Annotated in this window: 19 protein-coding genes; 10 read left to right on the top strand and 9 right to left on the bottom strand. The window is 73.4% G+C overall.

Annotated features, from left to right (window positions below; all coding sequences use genetic code 11):
- Positions 1 to 3: 3 nt before the first annotated feature.
- Entirely contained in the window at positions 4 to 2973 is a 2970-nt protein-coding gene (locus tag OG435_RS07230; RefSeq protein ID WP_266875996.1) for a DEAD/DEAH box helicase, read from the bottom strand.
- A 257-nt stretch (positions 2974 to 3230) separates the two neighbouring features.
- On the opposite strand from OG435_RS07230, the gene OG435_RS07225 reads away from it, so the two are divergent.
- Positions 3231 to 3413, top strand: a complete 183-nt coding sequence (locus tag OG435_RS07225) for a hypothetical protein (RefSeq protein WP_266875995.1) — start codon at positions 3231 to 3233, stop codon at positions 3411 to 3413.
- Positions 3414 to 3433: 20 nt separating this feature from the next.
- Positions 3434 to 3997, top strand: a complete 564-nt coding sequence (locus OG435_RS07220) for an MOSC domain-containing protein (RefSeq protein ID WP_266875994.1) — start codon at positions 3434 to 3436, stop codon at positions 3995 to 3997.
- A gap of 66 nt (positions 3998 to 4063) precedes the next feature.
- Here the strand turns inward: OG435_RS07220 and OG435_RS07215 are convergent, their stop codons facing one another.
- The 4 genes from OG435_RS07215 to OG435_RS07200 all read right to left on the bottom strand — a co-directional run bounded on the left by OG435_RS07215 (position 4064) and on the right by OG435_RS07200 (position 6806).
- Positions 4064 to 4450, bottom strand: a complete 387-nt coding sequence (locus OG435_RS07215) for a hypothetical protein (protein ID WP_266875993.1) — start codon at positions 4448 to 4450, stop codon at positions 4064 to 4066.
- Positions 4451 to 4573: 123 nt separating this feature from the next.
- Entirely contained in the window at positions 4574 to 5053 is a 480-nt protein-coding gene (locus OG435_RS07210; RefSeq protein ID WP_266875992.1) for an SAM-dependent methyltransferase, read from the bottom strand.
- 61 nt (positions 5054 to 5114) lie between these two features.
- Positions 5115 to 5903: a hypothetical protein gene (locus tag OG435_RS07205; RefSeq protein WP_266875991.1), complete on the bottom strand. Its 789-nt coding sequence runs from the start codon at positions 5901 to 5903 to the stop codon at positions 5115 to 5117.
- A gap of 171 nt (positions 5904 to 6074) precedes the next feature.
- The gene (locus OG435_RS07200) at positions 6075 to 6806 is read right to left on the bottom strand and encodes a class I SAM-dependent methyltransferase (protein WP_266875990.1); all 732 of its coding nucleotides are present in this window, start codon (positions 6804 to 6806) and stop codon (positions 6075 to 6077) included.
- A 167-nt stretch (positions 6807 to 6973) separates the two neighbouring features.
- Between OG435_RS07200 and OG435_RS07195 the strand changes: the two genes are divergently transcribed.
- From OG435_RS07195 to OG435_RS07175, 5 genes are all read left to right on the top strand, one after another.
- Positions 6974 to 7771: an MHYT domain-containing protein gene (locus OG435_RS07195; protein ID WP_266875989.1), complete on the top strand. Its 798-nt coding sequence runs from the start codon at positions 6974 to 6976 to the stop codon at positions 7769 to 7771.
- Between the two features lie 139 nt (positions 7772 to 7910).
- Positions 7911 to 10637 (top strand): sensor histidine kinase, encoded by a 2727-nt coding sequence (locus OG435_RS07190; protein WP_266875988.1) that lies wholly within the window; start codon positions 7911 to 7913, stop codon positions 10635 to 10637.
- The gene (locus OG435_RS07185; protein ID WP_112449851.1) at positions 10637 to 11080 is read left to right on the top strand and encodes a roadblock/LC7 domain-containing protein; all 444 of its coding nucleotides are present in this window, start codon (positions 10637 to 10639) and stop codon (positions 11078 to 11080) included. The genes OG435_RS07190 and OG435_RS07185 overlap by 1 nt, the downstream gene beginning before the upstream one ends.
- 70 nt (positions 11081 to 11150) lie before the next feature.
- Entirely contained in the window at positions 11151 to 11477 is a 327-nt protein-coding gene (locus OG435_RS07180) for a DUF742 domain-containing protein (RefSeq protein WP_254381858.1), read from the top strand.
- Entirely contained in the window at positions 11477 to 12115 is a 639-nt protein-coding gene (locus tag OG435_RS07175) for a GTP-binding protein (protein ID WP_243340554.1), read from the top strand. Before OG435_RS07180 ends, OG435_RS07175 begins: the two co-directional genes overlap by 1 nt.
- A gap of 79 nt (positions 12116 to 12194) precedes the next feature.
- Here OG435_RS07175 and OG435_RS07170 read toward each other — a convergent pair whose 3' ends face one another.
- Complete coding sequence (locus OG435_RS07170) at positions 12195 to 12623, bottom strand: PPOX class F420-dependent oxidoreductase (protein WP_266875986.1); 429 nt, start codon at positions 12621 to 12623, stop codon at positions 12195 to 12197.
- A 106-nt stretch (positions 12624 to 12729) separates the two neighbouring features.
- Here OG435_RS07170 and OG435_RS07165 point away from each other — a divergent pair, with 106 nt between their 5' ends.
- On the top strand, positions 12730 to 13128 hold the full coding sequence (locus tag OG435_RS07165) for a roadblock/LC7 domain-containing protein (RefSeq protein ID WP_243340556.1): 399 nt from the start codon (positions 12730 to 12732) through the stop codon (positions 13126 to 13128).
- Positions 13129 to 13214: 86 nt separating this feature from the next.
- Complete coding sequence (locus OG435_RS07160; RefSeq protein ID WP_266875985.1) at positions 13215 to 14054, top strand: DUF6397 family protein; 840 nt, start codon at positions 13215 to 13217, stop codon at positions 14052 to 14054.
- On the opposite strand, the gene OG435_RS07155 is transcribed toward OG435_RS07160, so the two are convergent.
- From OG435_RS07155 to OG435_RS07145, 3 genes are all read right to left on the bottom strand, one after another.
- Complete coding sequence (locus OG435_RS07155; protein WP_266875983.1) at positions 14018 to 14431, bottom strand: YchJ family protein; 414 nt, start codon at positions 14429 to 14431, stop codon at positions 14018 to 14020. The genes OG435_RS07160 and OG435_RS07155 overlap by 37 nt on opposite strands.
- A 32-nt stretch (positions 14432 to 14463) precedes the next feature.
- Positions 14464 to 15366 carry an acyl-CoA thioesterase gene (locus OG435_RS07150; protein WP_266875981.1) on the bottom strand — a complete coding sequence of 301 codons (903 nt, stop codon included), beginning with the start codon at positions 15364 to 15366 and terminating at the stop codon, positions 14464 to 14466.
- A 106-nt stretch (positions 15367 to 15472) separates the two neighbouring features.
- Positions 15473 to 17995, bottom strand: a complete 2523-nt coding sequence (locus OG435_RS07145) for a DEAD/DEAH box helicase (RefSeq protein WP_266875979.1) — start codon at positions 17993 to 17995, stop codon at positions 15473 to 15475.
- A gap of 145 nt (positions 17996 to 18140) precedes the next feature.
- Here OG435_RS07145 and OG435_RS07140 point away from each other — a divergent pair, with 145 nt between their 5' ends.
- Positions 18141 to 18932, top strand: coding sequence for a metal-dependent hydrolase (locus OG435_RS07140; protein ID WP_266875978.1), 792 nt, complete (start codon positions 18141 to 18143; stop codon positions 18930 to 18932).
- Positions 18933 to 18991: the final 59 nt, after the last annotated feature.

Below are 18991 nucleotides of genomic sequence, written 5' to 3'. Positions count from 1 at the left end.
GTGTCACTTCCCGGAGGCGGTCGGGCGGAGGGCGACGAGTTCGGCCAGCTCCGCGTCGCTCAGTTCGGTCAGCGCGGCCTCGCCGCCCGCGAGCACGGCATCGGCCAAGGCCCGTTTGCGTTCCAGGAGTTCGGCGATACGGTCCTCGACGGTGCCTTCGGCGATGATCCGGTGGACCTGGACGGGCTGGGTCTGGCCGATGCGGTAGGCGCGGTCGGTGGCCTGTTCCTCGACGGCCGGGTTCCACCAGCGGTCGTAGTGGATGACGTGCCCGGCGCGGGTGAGGTTGAGGCCGGTGCCGGCCGCCTTGAGGGAGAGCAGGAAGACGGGCACCTCGCCCGCCTGGAAGCGGTCCACGAGCTCCTCGCGGCGTGGAACGGGCGTGCCCCCGTGCAGCAGTTGGTGGGAGATGCCGCGCGCGGTCAGATGGCGCTCGATGAGCCGGGCCATCGTCACGTACTGCGTGAAGACCAGCACCGAGCCGCCCTCGGCCAGGATCGTGTCGAGCAGCTCGTCGAGGAGCTCCAGCTTGCCGGAGCCCGCCGCGGCGGACTCCTTCGGGCCGTGCGGCTCCTTCGTGTACTGCGCGGGGTGGTTGCAGATCTGCTTGAGCGAGGTCAGCAGTTTGACGACGAGCCCGCGGCGCTCCATCCCGTCCGCTGCGGCGATCGCGGCGAGGGTCTCGCGCACGACCGCCTCGTACAGCCCGGCCTGTTCGCGGGTCAGGGACACGGCGTGGTCGGTCTCGGTCTTGGGCGGCAGTTCGGGCGCGATCCCCGGGTCGGACTTCTTGCGGCGGAGCAGGAACGGCCTTACGAGCGCCCCGAGTCGGGCCGCCGCCCGCGGGTCGCGACCGCTTTCGACCGGCTCGGCGTAGCGCGTGCGGAAGGTGCCGAGGCGGCCGAGGAGGCCGGGCGTGGTCCAGTCGAGGACGGCCCACAGTTCGGACAGGTTGTTCTCGACCGGGGTGCCCGTGAGGGCCACGCGGGCGGCCGACGGGATGGTGCGCAGGGCCTTGGCGGTCGAGGAGCGCGGGTTCTTGACGTGCTGGGCCTCGTCCGCGACCACCATGCCCCAGCGCACGGCGGCGAGTCGGGGCGCGTCCAGGCGCATGGTGCCGTAGGTGGTGAGGACGAATCCACCGGCGGGTGCACCGGCCGCCCCTTCGAGTTCGCGGCCGGGGCCGTGGAAGCGGCGCACGGGGGTGCCGGGGGCGAACTTCTCGATCTCCCGCTGCCAGTTGCCCAGCAGGGAGGCCGGGCAGACCACCAGAGTCGGACCCTCGTGCACCTGCTCCTGGCGGTGCAGGTGCAGGGCGATCAGCGTGACGGTCTTGCCGAGGCCCATGTCGTCCGCGAGGCAGGCGCCGAAACCGAGCCCGGTGAGCCGGGCGAGCCAGCGCAGGCCGCGGAGCTGGTAGTCGCGCAGCGCGGCGCGAAGGGCGGCCGGGGCCTGTACGTCGGAATGCTCCGCGGCGGGGTGCCCGGGATCGGCGGTGAGGAGGGTGCGGAGCCGTTCCAGCGGACCGGTGGCCTCTACGTCGTACCGCGTGCCGTCGAGCTCCGCCGAGCCGGTCAGTACGGCCGCCAGCGCGTCGGCGGCCGTCACCTCGCGGAGCCGGCCGGCGAGGGCGCGGGTGCGGCGGGCCGCGGCGGGATCGATCAGGACCCACTGGTCGCGCAGCCGGACCAGGGGCCGCTTCGACTCGGCGAGCCGGTCCAGCTCGTCGAGGGTCAGATCGCCCTGCTCGCCCAGGCCGTAGCGCCAGCCGACGGGGTGCGCCGAGGTGGCGGACAGCGGGCCGGCCAGGCCCGGCAGGTCCGAGCCGGCGGCGGGCCTGCCCACGACGGCCCGCGCGGTGAGCGTACGGGCGAGCCCGCGCGGCCAGTGCACCTGCACCCCGTCGGCCGCCAGGGCTGCGGAGGCCTCCCCGAGCAGCTCCACGACCTCCTCGTCGGCCAGGTCGACCGCGTCGGGGACGGCGGCGCCGAGCAGCGGCGCGAGCGGCTGCCACAGGCGGGCGGCGCGGCGCAGGGCCCGGAGCGCGTCCAGACGGGCGCGGGGCGGGAAGGCGGCCGCGGCGGGTCCGGAGCCGGCCCAGACGTCGGCGGCGTCCGCGACGAGGGTGGCGTCGGCGAGGCCGTGCATCTGCAGGACGGCACGGAAGGCGGGGGGCCGGGCTTCGGGGTCCACCTCGATGCGGAGCGAGACGCGCACCCCGGCGTCGTGCCCGGCGGCGACCTCCGCGGCCCAGTCGCGCAGTTCGGGGTGGAGCCGGGCCGGGCGGGCGGCGTAGGCGGGACCGCCGGCGGCGGCGGGTGCGGCCGGGGAGCGGGGCAGGGTGTCGGCGACGGCGTCGAGGAAGGCGCGCAGCAGCGGCTCCGCGGCGGGCAGCCGCGGCGGGGCGGCGGTGTCGGGCTGCCCGGTGCCTGCCCGGGTGCCTCCCCCGGCGCTGACGTCGCCGGTGGCGCCGGTGGCGCCGGGGTCCACGGGTACGCAGTGCGCGTCGGGCGGCATGGCCGCCGCCAGCTCCCGGACCTCCTCCAGGTCGGCGGCGTCCAGCGGCCCGAGCCGCCAGGCGTCGTACCCGGCGGGGCTCAGGCCGGGCAGCAGCAGTCCGCGGGCCGCGAAGCGCAGGGCCAGCAGTGCGGCGGCGCCCCAGAACGGCGCGGCCCCGGCCGACGCGGCGGACCGGACCCGGGTGAGCAGGGGCAGGGCCTCGGCGAGGGGCAGGACGAGGGCCGTCACGGTGGTGTGCCGCAGGTCGGGCGTGACGATGGTGAGCCGCTGGGGGGTGCCCCGGCCGCCGAGGTGGAGGCCCTCGTCCGGGGCGGGCGGCCCGTCCAGGTCAGGCCTGTCCGGGTCGGGCCCGTCCGGGTCGAGCTGCCAGAAGGCGATCCGGCCGTCGCGGGCCGGCTCGGCGGGGAGGAAGACGGCGGAGCAGGGGATGAGACCGGAGATCGCTGGGAGCACGCATTCCTCAAACTTGACTACCGAATACAGGGTGGCCGAGAGTAACGCACCCGCGGCCGCCCGGGCCCACGGCGACACCGTGACCCGGGTCACTTCCTCCTGCGTACGTCTGCGTGCGAGCGAGCCGACATGCGGGGACGGGGGGACGGGGGGACGGGAAGGAAATGTGCGAGCGGGACCGCGGCGCGGGAACGCGGGGGCGGGAGCGCGCGTTGTGCGGGGTAGTGGCCGACCGACGGAGAAAGAGGGTGCCGCAGATGTCCACGAGCGGAAAGATCGCGGTTGCCGGTGTGGTGGCAGCCATCGTGCTGTTCTGGGCGGTCGGCTTCTGGGCCGGACTGCTGGTCCTGATCGGCGTCCCCGTGGCCGCCTACCTGCTGTTGGACTCCTCCCAGCGTCGTAGGCTGCGGGGTATATCCAGGAAGCAGATCGGCCGCTGAGGGCGGCAGGGGGGCCAACCATGAGCACGGGGAGTACGGCAGGCGTGGCGCAGGTCGCGGCGGTCAGCAGCAACGCGGTCTATTCGTTCACCAAGCCCACGCGCGAGAGCATCAGGCTCCTCGAAGGGCTCGGGGTCGAGGGGGACGTCCACGCGGGGGTCACGGTCAAGCACCGTTCCCGTGTGGCCCAGGACCCCACGCAGCCGAATCTCCGGCAGGTGCACCTGATCCACCGGGAGCTCTTCGAGGAGGTGGCCGAGGCCGGCCACCAGGTCGAACCGGGCCAGCTCGGGGAGAACGTCACCACCGAAGGCATCGACCTGCTCGGCCTGCCGACCGGCACCCTGCTGCGCCTCGGGGCGGACGCGGTGGTCGAGGTCACCGGGCTGCGCAACCCGTGCCTGCAGATCGACAACTTCCAGCACGGGCTGCTCAAGCAGGTGGTGAGCAGGGACGACGAGGGCAACCTGCTCCGCAAGGCCGGAATCATGGGCGTGGTCCACCGGGGCGGCACGATCCACCCCGGCGACACCATCGAGGTCACCCTCCCCCCGACCCCGCACATCCCGCTCGACCGGGTCTGACCGGCAGAGCCCGGGGCCGGCCGGGTCCACTCGGCCGGTCTCACGGCCGGTCTCCCGCCCGGTCCCTCAGCCGATCCATGCCCGAAGGCGTGCGCTGAGCACCACGTCATGGGGCAGCCGCTCCAACTCGTGCGCGGCCACGTCCACCCCGTGCTGCCCGAGGACGTCGGCCAGGTGGCCCCAGTGCCCGGCCGCCATCTGCTCCCGTGTCATGCCGTCGAAGGGCTCGTCCGGCCCGACCACCGTCCGGGCCGTCTCCTCGAGGTCCTCGCCGGAGGTCGACGCGAGGAGGCCCGCCGGGCCCGAGGAGCTCCAGCCGCGATCGTCGAGCAGCACCACGCTGCGTCCGTCCGCGAGTACGGCCTCCAGCCGTGCCGACACGGACAACTGCCGCGCGCTCGTACCGCCGGCGTCCAGATCGGTGTAAGTGACCAGACGGGTCACCACAGTCATGCCGCACTCCTGTCGGTTCGCCCAGCACCGGCCCTGTTCCCCGAGCTTCCCTTCGCGGCCTGCCGCAGGTGCTCACGGAATCCCGGAGCCTACACTCGGCGCCCCGACCCCACCCCGCGCGGCTCAGTAGTAGTCGCGCATCAGCTCCGTCGCCCACTGCGGCTGGCGGTGCTCGCCGCGCGGGCCGAATTCCGTCATGTACGGCTTGAGGTCGAGCACCGGCGTGCCCGCGACCGCGTCCAGCCCCTCCACGTGCAACTCAGGGCCGTCCGCCGCCAGTACGTCCACCTTCAGGACGCGACAGCGCGAGAGCCCCAGCCGGTTGGGCCGGTTCTTGCCGCGCTGGGCGAAGATGCCGACGAGCGGCCAGTCGGGATTGCCCCGGGGGCGCCGCGCGCCCGCCTCGATCCTGTCCTCGGGCACCCGGTCGAAGTGGAAGACCACCTCGACGTGCGAAAAGTCCTCCAGTCCGTAGAGGGCTTCCGGACCGAACCGCTCCCGGTCCAGGCGGATCACCGCGGTCTCCCGCCCCCAGTCGTCGTCGACGACCGCCGAGCGGCCGCCCACCACCGTGCCGACCGGGACCACTTCCACCGGATCCATCAGCGCGTCCTCCCCCTCGATCCCAGCACCGCACGCGGGCATCCCCGCGAGCGGACCCCGCTCAGGCGGGCCGCACGGCGACCCGGTCCAACGCCGCCAGCAGCTCCGACAGCTCCGGAAGCTCTCCGTGCGCCTCGTGCGGTACGGCCAGCACCTCGCTCGGCTCCTCGTCGAGCAGTACGAAGGCGGCCCCGTCCGTACGGGCCACCAGCGACCACCCCGGCCCGTCGGCGCGCAGGGTCCGCGTCTCCTCGCCCGCGAAGGCCGACCGCACCCTGCCGGGCGGCGGCGGGCTCTGGGTGTAGCCCAGGGCCTCCTCCAGGGCTCGCGCCAGTCCCGGGTGCGCGGCGGCCGCGGCCCCGCCGTCCGTGGCCACGCGCGCGCTCCAGTCGGTCCACTCCCGGGCTATCTGGTCGGCGCCCATCCGCCGCTGCACCGGACCCCAGGCCTCGGCCGACGGCGGGGCCAGCGGCACCCGCCCCGTACCGTCCGCGCCCTGCTCGGGATCGTGCGGATCGGGGATCCCGGGCGTGGCCACCGTGAGCGCCAGCGGCCAGCCGGCCAGTGAGACCACGATGGACCGTTCGTCGGGCGACAGGTCGTACTCCATCCCGCAGTCCCACGAGGCGATGGCCATGGCCGCGAGCGAGACGTCGTCGATCACGACCGTCCAGCGCGCGCCCTCCTCGTCCTGCCCCAGCACCAGGCCGTACCCGGCGGCCGCAGGCGGCACGCCGAGCAGCGAGCAGGCCTCGGGGTAGTCGTCACCCAGGATGCTCGGGAACTGCGCGGGGGTCAGCAGCACGGCGGTCAGCACGTACAGCGAACCGCCGTCCTCCTCTTCGGACACGTGGCCTCCCGGTCGTTCTCTCGTCGGCGCACCCTAACCAGCGAGTAACCACCGCGTCGAGAGCTGGCGGGAGCCGATTTCCGAGCCCGCCACCTGCACGGAGGGCCGTGCGGCCCGGCACGGATACGGTTCGGCGCCACCGACGCCGCGCCGCGGTGCTCAGGGAGTACGTCAGGCGGTACGGACCGCCAGCGCGAGGAAGCGGGCGTCCTCGTCGGCGTACGAGGTCAGCCGCCAGCCCGAACCGGCCAGCAGCGGGCCGAGGTTGTGCTCGGCCCGCAAGTCGTCCGGGGTCAGCTCGCGGCCGTGGCGCGCCGCGAGGGCCGCCCGGCCGATCGGGTGGAACAGTGCGAGCCGGCCGTCCGGGCGCACGACCCGGGCGAGCTCGCGCAAATTGGCCCCGGGGTCGGGCAGGTGGGCGATGAGGCCGGCGGCGAACACGGCGTCCAGCACCCCGTCGCGCAGCGGCAGGCGGGCCACGTCCGCCAGCAGCAGGGCGCCCGCGGCGTCCCGGCCGGCCTCCTGCGCGGCGGCGAGCATCTGCGGGGTGACATCGGCGCCGAGCACCGTCCCCGACGGGCCGACGGCCGCGCGGAGCGCGGTCAGCGCCCGCCCGGTGCCGCAGCCGGCGTCGAGCACCCGGTCGCCGGGACGCAGCCCGAACTCACCCACGGCGGTCGTGAAGGCGGGCCCGTCCCCGGGGAACTTGCCATCCCAGCCGGCCGCGCGCGCCCCGAAGAACTCCTGGACGTGGCCGCGGTCCCGCGTCTGGTCCCGGGGCCGCTCCCGAGCGGGTTCCCGAACCCCGTCCTGAGCCCCGTCCCGAATCCCGTCCCGAACCCGGTCCCGAGTCCCGTCCTGAGCCCGGTCCCCGGTGTGGTCCTGCGTACGCTCTTCGCTCATGTGCCCATGATCCCTCACCGGTGCTCCGGCACATGCCTGCGGAACGTGTGCAAGGTGGTACCCGGCGTGATCGAAGATGAACGTATCTCTGTCATATTCCAGCAGTTCCAGTGGCTTTCGAAATGCTGCCCGTGTTCGCTCCCTCACCCGGACTAGCTTCCGTGGCCATGGGACACCTGGACCACGCCGCCTACGGCTGGCTTACCCCCGTGCTGTCATACGTGATGGCTTCGATCGGCGCCGCCCTCGGCCTGCGCTGCACCGTTCGCGCGCTCGCCGCGACGACCGGCGCCTCCCGCCGCAACTGGCTCCTCACAGCGGCCTCGGCCATCGGAACCGGGATCTGGACGATGCACTTCGTCGCCATGCTCGGCTTCCACGTCACCGGGACCGAGATCCGCTACAACGTGCCGCTGACCATCCTCAGCCTCCTCGTCGCGATGATCGTCGTGGGCGCCGGAGTCTTCGCCGTCGGCTACGGGAAGGACCGCGGCCGGGCCCTCGTCGTCGGCGGACTCACCACCGGCCTCGGCGTCGCCAGCATGCACTACCTCGGCATGGCGGCCCTGCGCCTGCACGGCTCTGTCTCCTACGCGCCGCTCACCGTCGGACTCTCCGTCGCCATCGCGGTCGTCGCGGCCACGGCCGCCCTGTGGGCGGCCCTCAACATCAAGTCCCCGGTCGCCGTGGCCGTCGCCTCGCTCGTGATGGGCGGCGCCGTCAGCAGCATGCACTACACCGGCATGCTCGCGGTCGCCGTCCAGGTCACCCCCTCGGACGCGGCCCTGCCGGGCGCCACCGCCATGCAGTTCATCTTCCCGCTCGCCGTCGGCCTCGGCTCCTACCTCTTCATCACCTCCGCGTTCGTCGCCCTCTCGCCGACCGCCGACGAGCGGGAGGCCTCCGCGATGGCCTCCGCCGACCTGCGCCTGGGGGAGCGGGCCGCCACCGCACCCGCCGGCTGAGGCCCCGCCGCCACCCGGCCGTTCCCCCTGCCGCCGGTGATGCCCGCCGCCCCGCACGCCACCGGCGCCATGCCACCGCCGCCACGCCACCGCCCCCGCGACCGTCACGTAGGTACGCACCGCCCGGAACGAGGAGCCCATGCGCAGACCCCGCACCACACCGGAAGCAGCGGCGTCGCGGCCGCCCGCGCCCGCGCCGGCGGGTGGCCGCGGCAAGGGGCCGGGCCGCCGGGCGCACGCCGGTCCGCCCGCCGAGGAGCCGGCCGACCGCACGGCCCTCGACGCGCTCGGGGCGATACCCGGCGCCACCGGGGGAGGCGGCCGCGGTCCGCGCCTGCGGCTGCGCCCCGCCACCGTCCGGGCGAAGATCGTCTCGCTGCTGATGGTGCCGGTGGTCTCGCTGCTCGCCCTCTGGGCCTTCGCGACCGTCGACGCGGCCCAGGACATCGCCCGCCTCACCCGAGTCCAGCGCGTCGACCGGGAACTGCGGGCACCGATCGAGGCCACCGTCACCGCGTTGCAGGCCGAACGGCGCACGGCCGTAAGGCTGCTGGCCGATCCCACCGGAGGTCAGGCCGCCGCGGCCCAGGCCCCCGGCCAGGCCGCCGCCCTGGACGAACAGGCACGCCGGACGGACGGTTCGCTACGGGCCCTGCGGCTCGGCGACAGCAACACCGTGGCCGACTCCGGCGACTACGGCACCGACATCGTCATCCGGCTGCGCGCCTTCGTCGCCGCCGCCGAGGGACTCGGCCCGGTGCGCGAGGACGTCGCCGGGCACCGGGCAACCCCGGGAGCGGCCTACGAGACGTACAGCCGGGTGATCGACGCGGCGCTGGAGGTCGGCGGAGCCCTCACCGGAGGAGGCCGGGACGCCGAACTGGGCGTCGACGCCAGGATCCTGCTGGAATTCGCGCGGGCCGGGGAGCAGCTGTCCCGGGAGGACGCCCTGCTGACGGCGCCGGGGCCGCGCACCGCCGAAACGCTTCGCCGCCTGACCGGCGCGGTCGAGACCCGACGGGCCCTGACCGCCTCCGCCGCCCGGGACCTGCCCGCCGCACAGCAGGACGCCTGGCAGTCCGTGGCCAAGAGCGCCGCCTACGCCGATCTCACCGGGGCCGAGGACCGGGCGCTGGCCGCCGCGGCCGGTGCCGGGACCGCCGGCCCGCCCGCCGGCTGGGAGGCCGCGTACACCTCCGTCGCCGGCTCGATGCGGGAGATCGGGGACGCCGCCCGCGCGGCCTCCGAGGACCGCGCCGACCCGTTCGGCGCGGGCGCGCTGAGTCCCGCCGGAGCCGCCGTCCTCCTGGGCCTGGCCGCCGTGGCCGCCTCGCTCGTCATCTCGGTCCGCATCGGCCGGGCCCTGGTCGTCGAGCTGGTCTCGCTGCGCAACACCGCGCTGGAGATCGCCCACCGCAAACTCCCGCGGGCCATGGACCGGTTGCGGGCCGGCCAGGACATCGACGTGGCCGCCGAGACCCCGCGGGGCCCGGCCGCCGACGACGAGATCGCCCAGGTCGGCGAGGCCCTGGACACGGTCCACCGGGCCGCGCTCAGTGCCGCCGTCGAACGCGCCGAACTGGCCAGCGGCGTGAGCGGGGTCTTCGTCAACCTCGCCCGCCGCAGCCAGGTCCTGGTGCACAAGCAGCTCACCCTGCTCGACTCGATGGAGCGGCGCGCGGACGACCCGAACGAGCTCGGCGACCTCTTCCGGCTCGACCACCTGACCACCCGCATGCGGCGGCACGCGGAAAGCCTGATCATCCTGTCGGGAGCGGCTCCCGGGCGCGCCTGGCGGATGCCGATCCCGCTCACGAACGTGGTACGGGCCGCCGTCTCCGAGATCGAGGACTACCCGCGCGTCGAGGTCCGCCAGCTCGCCGAGGCCGCGGTGGTCGGCGGAGCCGTCGCCGACCTCACCCATCTGCTGGCGGAACTCATCGAGAACGCCACCCAGTTCTCCCCGCCCCACACCAAGGTCCGGGTCAGCGGAGAACCCGTCGGCGCCGGCTACGTCCTGGAGGTCGAGGACCGGGGGCTCGGCATGGGCCGCGAATCCCTCCAGGAGGCCAACCGGCGCATCGAGCAGTCCGAGGCCCTCGACCTCTTCGACAGTGACCGGCTCGGGCTCTTCGTGGTCAGCCGCCTCTCGGCCCGCCACGGTGTGAAGGTGCACCTGCGCATGTCACCGTACGGCGGCACCACCGCGGTGGTGCTCCTCCCCAACTCCCTGCTCCAGGGCGCCCTCACGGCCGCCGCCCCGCAGCACGAGGAAGAGCGCACTGCCGCACAGGTTCCGACTCCGGCTCCGGAGCCGGTCGCCGAGCCGGTACGGGAGCGGTTCCGGGAGCCTTCCCAGGCCATCAGCGTCGTACGGGACGACGCGCGCGGGGTCCCGGTCCCGGACCGCAGCCCCGTACGGGAGGAACCGCGGCCCTCCCCGGTGGCCCCGCTGCGGCCGCGCGGCTCCGCGGGGGCGGTTCCCCGTACGCCCGCCCCGGCGGTCACGGCGGCCCCCTCAGGCCCCCCGGCCCCCTCAGGCCCCCCGGCCTCCTCGGGCCCGGCCGCCTCGGTCACCGAACTGCCGCGCCGGGTCCGGCAGGCGAGCCTCGTCCCGCAGCTGCGCGAGGCCCCCGCAACCAAGGCTCCCGCCGGTGTCCGGGGGGCGGCGGGGCCGCCCGGGCGCAGCCCCGAGCAGGCGCGCGAGCGGATGGCGGCCTACCGGGCGGGCTGGGTGCGGGGCACGCAGGCGAGCGCCGAGGCCGGCGCGGACGGTCCGGGCGGTGCGGGCGGTGCGGGCGCCCCGGGGTCCACGGGCGGCGCGGGCGGCACAGGCAGTACTGGCGAAGGTGAAGGAGCACGATGATGATCGAACATCAGAGGATCGACCTCGACGGCGTCCGCAGGTCGGGCGAACTCGACTGGCTCCTGGACGACCTCGTGGTCCGGGTGCGCGAGGTCCGGCACGCCGTGGTCCTGTCCAACGACGGCCTGGCGGTGGGCGCCTCCAGCGCGCTCAGCCGGGAGGACGCCGAGCACCTGGCGGCCGTGGCCTCCGGCTTCCACAGCCTGGCCAAGGGCGCGGGCCGGCACTTCCACGCCGGGGGCGTGCGCCAGACGATGGTGGAGATGGACGAGGGTTACCTCTTCGTGGCGGCCGCCGGAGACGGCTCCTGCCTGGCCGTGCTCAGCGGGGCCGGCGCCGACATGGGGCTGATCGCCTACGAGATGGCCCGGCTGGTCAAGCGGGTCGGCGAGCACCTCTACACCCCGGCCCGGTTCGCGGCGCGGCCGCCGGCCGCCGGTTAGGGCGGCGGCCTTGAGCACGAACGGCCAGTGGTACGACGCCGACGCGGGCCCGCTCGTCCGTCCGTACGCGATGACGGGCGGACGGACGAAGCCCGGACCCCACGGGGTCCGGTTCGACCTCATCGCGCTGGTCGTCGTGGACCCGGCGGGAACGGACGAGGCGGCCGAGTCGCTGCTGGGACCGGAGCACCGGGCACTGCTCGGGCTGTGCCGGGACGAGACCCAGTCGGTGGCCGAACTCGCGGCGGACGCGGACCTGCCCGTGGGCGTGGTGCGCGTACTGCTCGGGGACCTGCTGGAGGCCGGGCACGTCAAGGTCAGCCGGCCCGTGCCGCCCGCACAGCTGCCGGACGAGCGGATTCTGCGTGAAGTCATCGAGGGATTGCGAGCGCTGTGATGGGACTGCACGACAACGGGCCGCCGCCGGCGGCCGAGGGCGGAGAGGAACTGGCCGCGCTCGCGCTGAAGATACTCGTGGCGGGCGGCTTCGGCGTGGGGAAGACGACCCTGGTCGGCTCGGTCAGCGAGATCCGGCCGCTGCGGACGGAGGAACTGCTCAGCGAGGCCGGGGAGCTGGTCGACGACACGGGAGGGGTCGACCAGAAGACGACCACCACCGTGGCCATGGACTTCGGGCGGATCACGATCAGGTCGGGGCTGTCGCTCTACCTGTTCGGGACGCCGGGGCAGGACCGGTTCTGGTTCCTGTGGGACGAGCTGTCCCAGGGCGCGCTGGGCGCGGTGGTCCTCGCCGACACGCGGCGCCTGGAGGACTGCTTCCCCGCGGTGGACTACTTCGAGCACCGCAAGATCCCGTTCGTGGTGGCCGTCAACTGCTTCGCGAACGCGCGTCGGTACGCCTCGAACGAGGTCGCGCGGGCGCTGGACCTGGATCAGGGGACGCCGGTGGTTCTGTGCGACGCGCGGGACAAGGACTCGGGGAAGGAAGTGCTGATCCGGCTGGTGGAGTACGCGGGCCGGGTGCACACGGCGCGGTTGCTGGAGTCCGTGGAACCGCGGGCCGACTCGGTGTGAACCGGCCCGCGGTGAAGCGGTGTCGCGGGGGTGCTGCGGGGGTGCTGCGGGGGTGGTGCGGGGTGACGCGGGGGTGCCGTCAGTCGGCCACGCCGGCTGCCGAGATCACCTTGTCGATGCGCACGCGCACGAGGAGTTCGCCGGGGACGGCGTTGCGGCGGCCGAAGGCCTCGCCGTGCTCGGCTCCCATGTAGCGGGCACCGATCCGGGTCGACCAGGGGAGCATCGCGTCCAGGTCCTCGCTGATCTCCGCCCGGCCCTGGAGGACGACGTAGGAGAAGGGCGGCCGGTCGTCGTCCACGCAGAGGGCGACGCGGCCGTCGCGGGCCAGATTGCGCCCCTTGACGGTGTCCTTCCCGGTGTTGAACACGAAGGAGTCGCCGTCGAGAACGAACCAGATGGGAGCGATGTGGGGGCTTCCGTCCTCACGTACGGTGGACAGTTTTCCGGTGCGGGTGGAGTGGGAGACGAACTCCCGCCATTCCTCTTGAGTCATCTTCTTCACCATGGGCCCATCCTCCTTGCCGGAAAGCCCCTGGTGGGGAAGGCTGGCGGCACGAGCATGCGGGGTGGGGCGCGGCCGGTCCGGCCGCGTCGAGGGGGAGGGACTGTATATGGCGCTGGACAAGCAGCTGGACTGGCTGCTGGATGACTTGACGCGGCGGGTGCAGCAGGTGCGGCACGCGGTGGTGCTCTCCAACGACGGCCTGGTGACGGGCGCGAGCGCGGGGCTGGCACGGGAGGACGCGGAGCACCTGGCGGCCGTGGCGGCGGGGCTGCAGAGCCTGGCGAAGGGCTCGGGGCGGCACTTCCGGGCGGGTGAGGTCCGCCAGACGATGGTCGAGTACGACGACGGGGTCCTGTTCGTCATGGCGGCGGGTGCGGGCAGCTGCCTGTGCGTGCTGAGCGCCTCCGAGGCCGATATCGGGCACGTGGCGTACGAGATGACGCTGCTGGTGAACCGGGTGGGGGAGCACCTCGGTGTCGCGGAGCGGCGGATCACCGGCGGCTGAGCCGGCTTGTCCACAGGCCCTGCGGGATGCCGTCGCTCTGAGTTACGTTCTTCACACACGGTAATCACTCTGGTGGGGAGAGCGCGATGGCACAGACGATTCAGGCGCCTCGGACGACGGTAGCGGCGACGGCGGAGTCCGCGGTGGCGGGGTGCGGCGAGGTCGCCGGGCTGCTGGGCGGCGGACGTGCCGCCGAAGAACTGGGGCTGAGCCGCAGCGAGTTCGCCCGCGCCGTACAGCTGGGGCTCGTACGGGCCGGGCCCCCGGGGGTCGCCGGGACAGCTCGGTACACCCGGACCGAGCTCGACCGGGTCCGGTCGGCCGGGGGATTCCCGGACGCGCTGCGCCGACGCGTGGAGACGGTCGCGGGAGCGGAGGCCGCGGCCACCGTCCTGGGGGTCGGCCCGAGCCGGTTCACCCGGCTCGCACGCTGCGGACACCTCATTCCGGTGGGATACCGGATCAACCGTTACCGGGCGGTGGTGTGGCTCTATCTGACCGCGGAGCTACGGGACTTCGCGGCCCGCGAGCCCGCGATGCTGACGGGGAGCGCGCCGCGGGCGGACCGGGAGCTGATGGCGGCCAAGGCCGACCTGCGTCCCCGGAAGTGGCGCGAACGGCACGTCGGACTGTTGCTGAGACGAACCGCCGACCCCTGGGAGCGCGCTGCCGTCCTGGCCTCGGTGCTCCCCGAGGACGACGTGCGCGCGACCGTGCCCGACCCGGCGGAACGCATCCTGCTCGGGGCGCTCGCACCGCCCCCGCCCTACGGGCACCCACAGGTTCCGCCGGCCGCCGAGGTGGCGGCCCGGCTGCTACGGGCCGGGCCACCGGACGAGATCGGGTGGTACCGCACCAGCCTCGACTTCGCCCTGACCGGAGCGAGGGGTCAGTCGAAGTCGACGGGGGAGAGGGGGCCGACGTAGACCCAGGCCCCGTTCTCCCGGGCGAAGGAACTGTGCTCGCGCAGCGATCCGGTGTGCCGCCCCTCGCGGTAGTGGGCCCGGAACTCCACCGAGCCCTCCGTCTCGAACATCCCGCCGCGCTCGGTGGCCAGGATCTCCAGCCGCTCCCAGCGCTGCCCGGGATCCAGGTCGAGCACGCCCGGCCGGGTCGAGGGGTGCCATGAGCGCAGGAGATAGGCGGTGTCGCCGACGGCGAAGGCGCTGAAGCGGGAGCGCATCAGCAGCTCGGCGGTGGGCGCCTGCCGCTCGCCGGAGTGGAAGCGGCCGCAGCACTCCGGATAGGCGGCGGGCAGCCCGCAGGGGCAGGGAACGGCTGGAGCGGGAGCCGGGGTGGGCATGCGAGCACTCAGTTCTTCGGGGAGGGGAGGGACTACCGCGGGGACACGGCCGGCTTGGACGCCTTGGCGCCGTAGGGGCGGAAGAGCCCCTCCTGGACCACGGAGACCAGCAGCTTGCCCTCGAGGTCGTAGATGCGGCCGCGGGCCAGGCCCCGGCCGCCGTGCGCGATGGGTGACTCCTGGTCGTACAGGAACCACTCGTCCGCCCGGAACGGCCGGTGGAACCACATGGCGTGGTCGAGGGAGGCCATGTCGAAACCGCGCATGCCCCACAGGGGCTCCACGGGGATGCGCACGGCGTCGAGGAGGGTCATGTCACTGGCGTAGGTGAGGGCGCAGGTGTGCACGAGCGGGTCGTCCCCCAGCGGGCCGACGGCGCGCATCCACACCGCGCTGCGCGGATCGGCGTCCTTGAGCTCCTCGGGGGTCCAGCGGAGCCGGTCCACGTAGCGGATGTCGAAGGGCTGGCGGCGGGCCATGCGCTCCAGCGCCTCCGGCAGCGTGCCCAGGTGCTCGCGGATCTCGTCCACGACCTTCGGGAGCGTGTCCGGGTGCGGGAAGTCGAGGCGGGGAGGCAGCTGGTGCTCGATGCTGCCCTCCTCCGGCTGATGGAAGGAGGCGGTCAGGTTGAAGATGGTCTTGCCCTGCTGGACCGCGGTGACCCGGCGGGTGGTGAAGGAGCGCCCGTCGCGCACCCGCTCCACCTGGTACACGATCGGCACTCCGGGAATCCCGGGGCGCAGGAAGTACGAGTGGAGGGAGTGGACGGGCCGGTCGCCCTCCGTGGTGCGGCCTGCCGCCACCAGCGCCTGGCCGGCGACCTGGCCGCCGAAGACGCGCTGGAGGGACTCCTGGGGGCTGGCGCCCCGGAAGATGTTGACCTCGATCTGCTCCAGGTCGAGCAGATCGACCAGCCTCTCGGCGGGGTTCGTCATCGGAGGATCTCCACTGTCGGGCCGGGCCGCCGTGAGGGCGCCGGCCGGTTGCGGGTCGGGGGTCGGTGGCGGGGCGGGTGCCCGCCCGGGCGGAGCCGGAGGAGGGTCAGAGCTGGCCGAGTTCGCCGACCGAGGTGACGCGCAGGACCGCCCGGCCCTCCTCGTCGGAGGCGGCGAGGTCCACCTCGGCGCTGATGCCCCAGCCATGGTCCCCGTTGGGGTCGGCGAAGGTCTGCCGGACGCGCCACAGGCCGTGCGCCGGGTCCTCCTCGATCTGCAGCAGCTTGGGGCCGCGCGCGTCGGGTCCCGTGCCCAGGTCGTCGTACTCGTCCCAGTAGCCGTCCATGGCCTCGCCCCAGGCGTCGGCGTCCCAGCCGGAGTCGCCGTCGAGCTCGCCCAGCACGTTGACGTGGTCCAGGGCGGCCAGCTCCACCCGGCGGAACATGGCGTTGCGGACCAGGACGCGGAAGGCGCGGGAGTTCGCGGTGACCGGCTTGACCTGGTCGGCCTTCTCCTGGGCCTGCTCCGCCGTCTCCACCTCCGGGTTCGCCAGCTGCTCCCACTCGTCGAGCAGGCTGGAGTCGACCTGGCGGACCAGCTCGCCGAGCCACTCGATCAGGTCCTGGAGGTCCTCGGACTTGAGGTCGTCGGGGATGGTGTGGTCCAGCGCCTTGAAGGCGCTCGCCAGGTAGCGCAGCACGATGCCCTCGGTGCGCGCCAGCTCGTAGTGCGAGGTGAACTCGGTGAAGGTCATCGCACGCTCGTACATGTCGCGGATGATCGACTTCGGCGAGACCGGGTGGTCGCGGACCCACGGGTGGCTCTTGCTGTACACGTCGTAGGCGTGCAGGAGCAGCTCTTCGAGGGGCTTCGGATAGGTGATCTCCTGGAGCCGCTCCATCCGCTCCTCGTACTCGACCCCGTCGGCCTTCATCGCGCCCACGGCCGTGCCGCGTTCCTTGTTCTGCTGGGCGGCGAGGATCTGGCGCGGGTCGTCCAGCGTGGACTCCACCACCGAGACCATGTCCAGCGCGTAGGAAGGGGACTCCGGGTCCAGCAGGTCGAAGGAGGCCAGCGCGAAGGTGGACAGCGGCTGGTTCAGCGCGAAGTCCTGCTGGAGGTCGACGGTCAGCCGGATCGTGCGGCCCTCGGCGTCCGGGGTGTCGAGCTTCTCGACGACACCGCCGTCCAGCAGCGAGCGGTAGATGGCGATGGCCCGGCGGATGTGGCGCAGCTGGGCCTTGCGCGGCTCGTGGTTGTCCTCCAGCAGGTGACGCATCGCCTTGAAGGCGTCGCCGGGCCGGGCGATGACCGACAGGAGCATGATGTTGGTGACCTTGAAGCGCGAGGTCAGGGCCTCTGGGTCGGCGGCGATGAGCTTCTCGAAGGTGATGTCCGACCAGGCCACGAAGCCCTCGGGGGCCTTCTTGCGGACCACCTTGCGGCGCTTCTTCGGGTCGTCGCCCGCCTTGGCGAGGGCCTTCTCGTTCTCGATGACGTGCTCGGGCGCCTGGGCCACCACGTAACCGGCGGTGTCGAAGCCGGCCCGGCCGGCGCGGCCGGCGATCTGGTGGAACTCGCGGGCGCGCAGCGTGCGGACCCGGGTGCCGTCGTACTTGGTCAGCGCCGTGAACAGCACGGTGCGGATCGGGACGTTGACGCCGACGCCGAGGGTGTCGGTGCCGCAGATGACCTTCAGCAGACCGGCCTGGGCCAGCTTCTCCACCAGGCGGCGGTACTTGGGCAGCATGCCCGCGTGGTGCACGCCGATGCCGTGGCGGACGTAACGGGAGAGGTTCTGGCCGAACTTGGTGGTGAAGCGGAAGTTGCCGATCAGCTCGGCGATCTTGTCCTTCTCCTCGCGGGTGCACATGTTGATGCTCATCAGCGACTGCGCCCGCTCGACCGCCTGGGCCTGGGTGAAGTGCACGATGTAGACCGGCGCCTGCCGGGTCTCCAGCAGCTCGGTGATGGTGTCGGTGATGGGCGTCGTGACGTACTCGTAGGACAGCGGGACGGGCCGGGTCGCGGAGCGCACCACCGAGGTGGGCCGGCCGGTGCGCCGGGTCAGGTCCTCCTCGAACCGCTTCATGTCGCCGAGCGTCGCGGACATCAGGATGAACTGAGCCTGCGGCAGCTCCAGGATCGGGATCTGCCAGGCCCAGCCGCGGTCCGGCTCGGCATAGAAGTGGAACTCGTCCATCACGACCTGGCCGATGTCGGCGTACTTGCCGTCGCGCAGGGCGATCGAGGCCAGCACCTCGGCGGTGCAGCAGATCACCGGCGCGTCCGAGTTCACGGAGGCGTCGCCGGTCAGCATGCCGACGTTCTCGGTGCCGAAGAGCTTGCACAGGTCGAAGAACTTCTCCGAGACCAGCGCCTTGATCGGCGCGGTGTAGAAGGTGACCTTGTCCTGGGCCAGGGCCGTGAAGTGCGCGCCCGCCGCCACCAGGCTCTTGCCGGAGCCGGTCGGGGTGGACAGGACCACGTTCGCGCCGGTGACCACCTCCATCAGCGCCTCCTCCTGAGCCGGGTACAGGGTGATGCCCTGGTCCTCCGCCCACGAGGAGAAAGCCTCGAAGAGGGCGTCGGGGTCGGCGTTCGGCGGGAGCTGATCAATGAGGGTCACACCCCCCATCTTGCCTGGCTTCCCCCCGGATCAGGGAACCGGAGGACAGAAGGAAGATCATCGACGGTACGCTGTGCCGTCGACGCGGCCCGAACGACACCGTCAACAGGGCCCTACCAGCACACCACCGGGGCGGGGAACGACCATGATGGGTCCGGCGCACTCACTGTCCGGGGCAGCGGCCTGGCTGGGGGTGGGCGCCGCGGCTGCGGCCGCCGGACACCCGATGCCCTGGCCCGTCCTCGTCGTCGGCGCGCTCATCTGCGCCGGAGCGGCCCTGGCTCCCGACCTGGACCACAAGTCGGCGACGATCTCCCGCGCCTTCGGCCCGCTCTCCCGGGTCCTGTGCGAGGTGGTCGACAAGATCTCCTACGGGGTCTACAAAGCCACCCGGTCCCCGCGCGATGCCCGCCGCACCGGAGGTCACCGCACCCTGACCCACACCTGGGTCTGGGCCGTCCTGATCGGCGCAGGCTCCTCCGCGATCGCCGTCACCACGGACCGGTGGGGCGTCCTCGCCCTCCTCTTCGTCCACCTGGTCCTCGCCGTCGAGGGCCTGCTGTGGCGGGCCGCCCGCATGTCCAGCGACGTGCTGGTCTGGCTCCTCGGCGCGACCAGCGCCTGGATACTGGCCGGCGTGCTCGACCAGCCCGGCAACGGCTCCGACTGGCTCTTCACCGCCCCCGGCCAGGAATACCTGTGGCTCGGCATCCCGATCGTGCTCGGCGCCCTGGTCCACGACATCGGCGACGCCCTGACCGTCTCGGGCTGCCCGATCCTGTGGCCCCTGCCCATCGCGGGCAAGCGCTGGTACCCGATCGGCCCGCCGAAGATGATGCGCTTCCGCGCCGGCAGCTGGGTGGAGCTCAAGGTCCTCATGCCGGTCTTCATGCTGCTGGGCGGGGTCGGCGGAGCCTCGGCCCTCGGCTTCTTCTGACGGGCGGGCCCGCTCGCCGGACCGCCGGCCGGACCGTCGGCCGGTCCCGCTCCGGTCAC

Origin of the sequence: Streptomyces sp. NBC_01264 (genome assembly GCF_026340675.1) — a bacterium.
GTDB lineage: Bacteria > Actinomycetota > Actinomycetes > Streptomycetales > Streptomycetaceae > Streptomyces.
Note: the sequence above shows the minus strand (reverse complement) of the source record. Positions and strands in the feature narration are given on the sequence as shown.

Bases quoted from the DNA above. Each gene is read 5' to 3' on its own strand.
- OG435_RS07225 (WP_266875995.1), top strand. From the start codon at position 3,231: ATGTCCACGAGCGGAAAGATCGCGGTTGCCGGTGTGGTGGCAGCCATC.
- OG435_RS07220 (WP_266875994.1), top strand. From the start codon at position 3,434: ATGAGCACGGGGAGTACGGCAGGCGTGGCGCAGGTCGCGGCGGTCAGC.
- OG435_RS07215 (WP_266875993.1), bottom strand. From the start codon at position 4,450: ATGACTGTGGTGACCCGTCTGGTCACTTACACCGATCTGGACGCCGGC.
- OG435_RS07210 (WP_266875992.1), bottom strand. From the start codon at position 5,053: ATGGATCCGGTGGAAGTGGTCCCGGTCGGCACGGTGGTGGGCGGCCGC.
- OG435_RS07200 (WP_266875990.1), bottom strand. From the start codon at position 6,806: ATGAGCGAAGAGCGTACGCAGGACCACACCGGGGACCGGGCTCAGGAC.
- OG435_RS07195 (WP_266875989.1), top strand. From the start codon at position 6,974: ATGGGACACCTGGACCACGCCGCCTACGGCTGGCTTACCCCCGTGCTG.
- OG435_RS07190 (WP_266875988.1), top strand. From the start codon at position 7,911: ATGCGCAGACCCCGCACCACACCGGAAGCAGCGGCGTCGCGGCCGCCC.
- OG435_RS07185 (WP_112449851.1), top strand. From the start codon at position 10,637: ATGATCGAACATCAGAGGATCGACCTCGACGGCGTCCGCAGGTCGGGC.
- OG435_RS07180 (WP_254381858.1), top strand. From the start codon at position 11,151: ATGACGGGCGGACGGACGAAGCCCGGACCCCACGGGGTCCGGTTCGAC.
- OG435_RS07175 (WP_243340554.1), top strand. From the start codon at position 11,477: ATGGGACTGCACGACAACGGGCCGCCGCCGGCGGCCGAGGGCGGAGAG.
- OG435_RS07170 (WP_266875986.1), bottom strand. From the start codon at position 12,623: ATGGTGAAGAAGATGACTCAAGAGGAATGGCGGGAGTTCGTCTCCCAC.
- OG435_RS07165 (WP_243340556.1), top strand. From the start codon at position 12,730: ATGGCGCTGGACAAGCAGCTGGACTGGCTGCTGGATGACTTGACGCGG.
- OG435_RS07160 (WP_266875985.1), top strand. From the start codon at position 13,215: ATGGCACAGACGATTCAGGCGCCTCGGACGACGGTAGCGGCGACGGCG.
- OG435_RS07155 (WP_266875983.1), bottom strand. From the start codon at position 14,431: ATGCCCACCCCGGCTCCCGCTCCAGCCGTTCCCTGCCCCTGCGGGCTG.
- OG435_RS07150 (WP_266875981.1), bottom strand. From the start codon at position 15,366: ATGACGAACCCCGCCGAGAGGCTGGTCGATCTGCTCGACCTGGAGCAG.
- OG435_RS07140 (WP_266875978.1), top strand. From the start codon at position 18,141: ATGATGGGTCCGGCGCACTCACTGTCCGGGGCAGCGGCCTGGCTGGGG.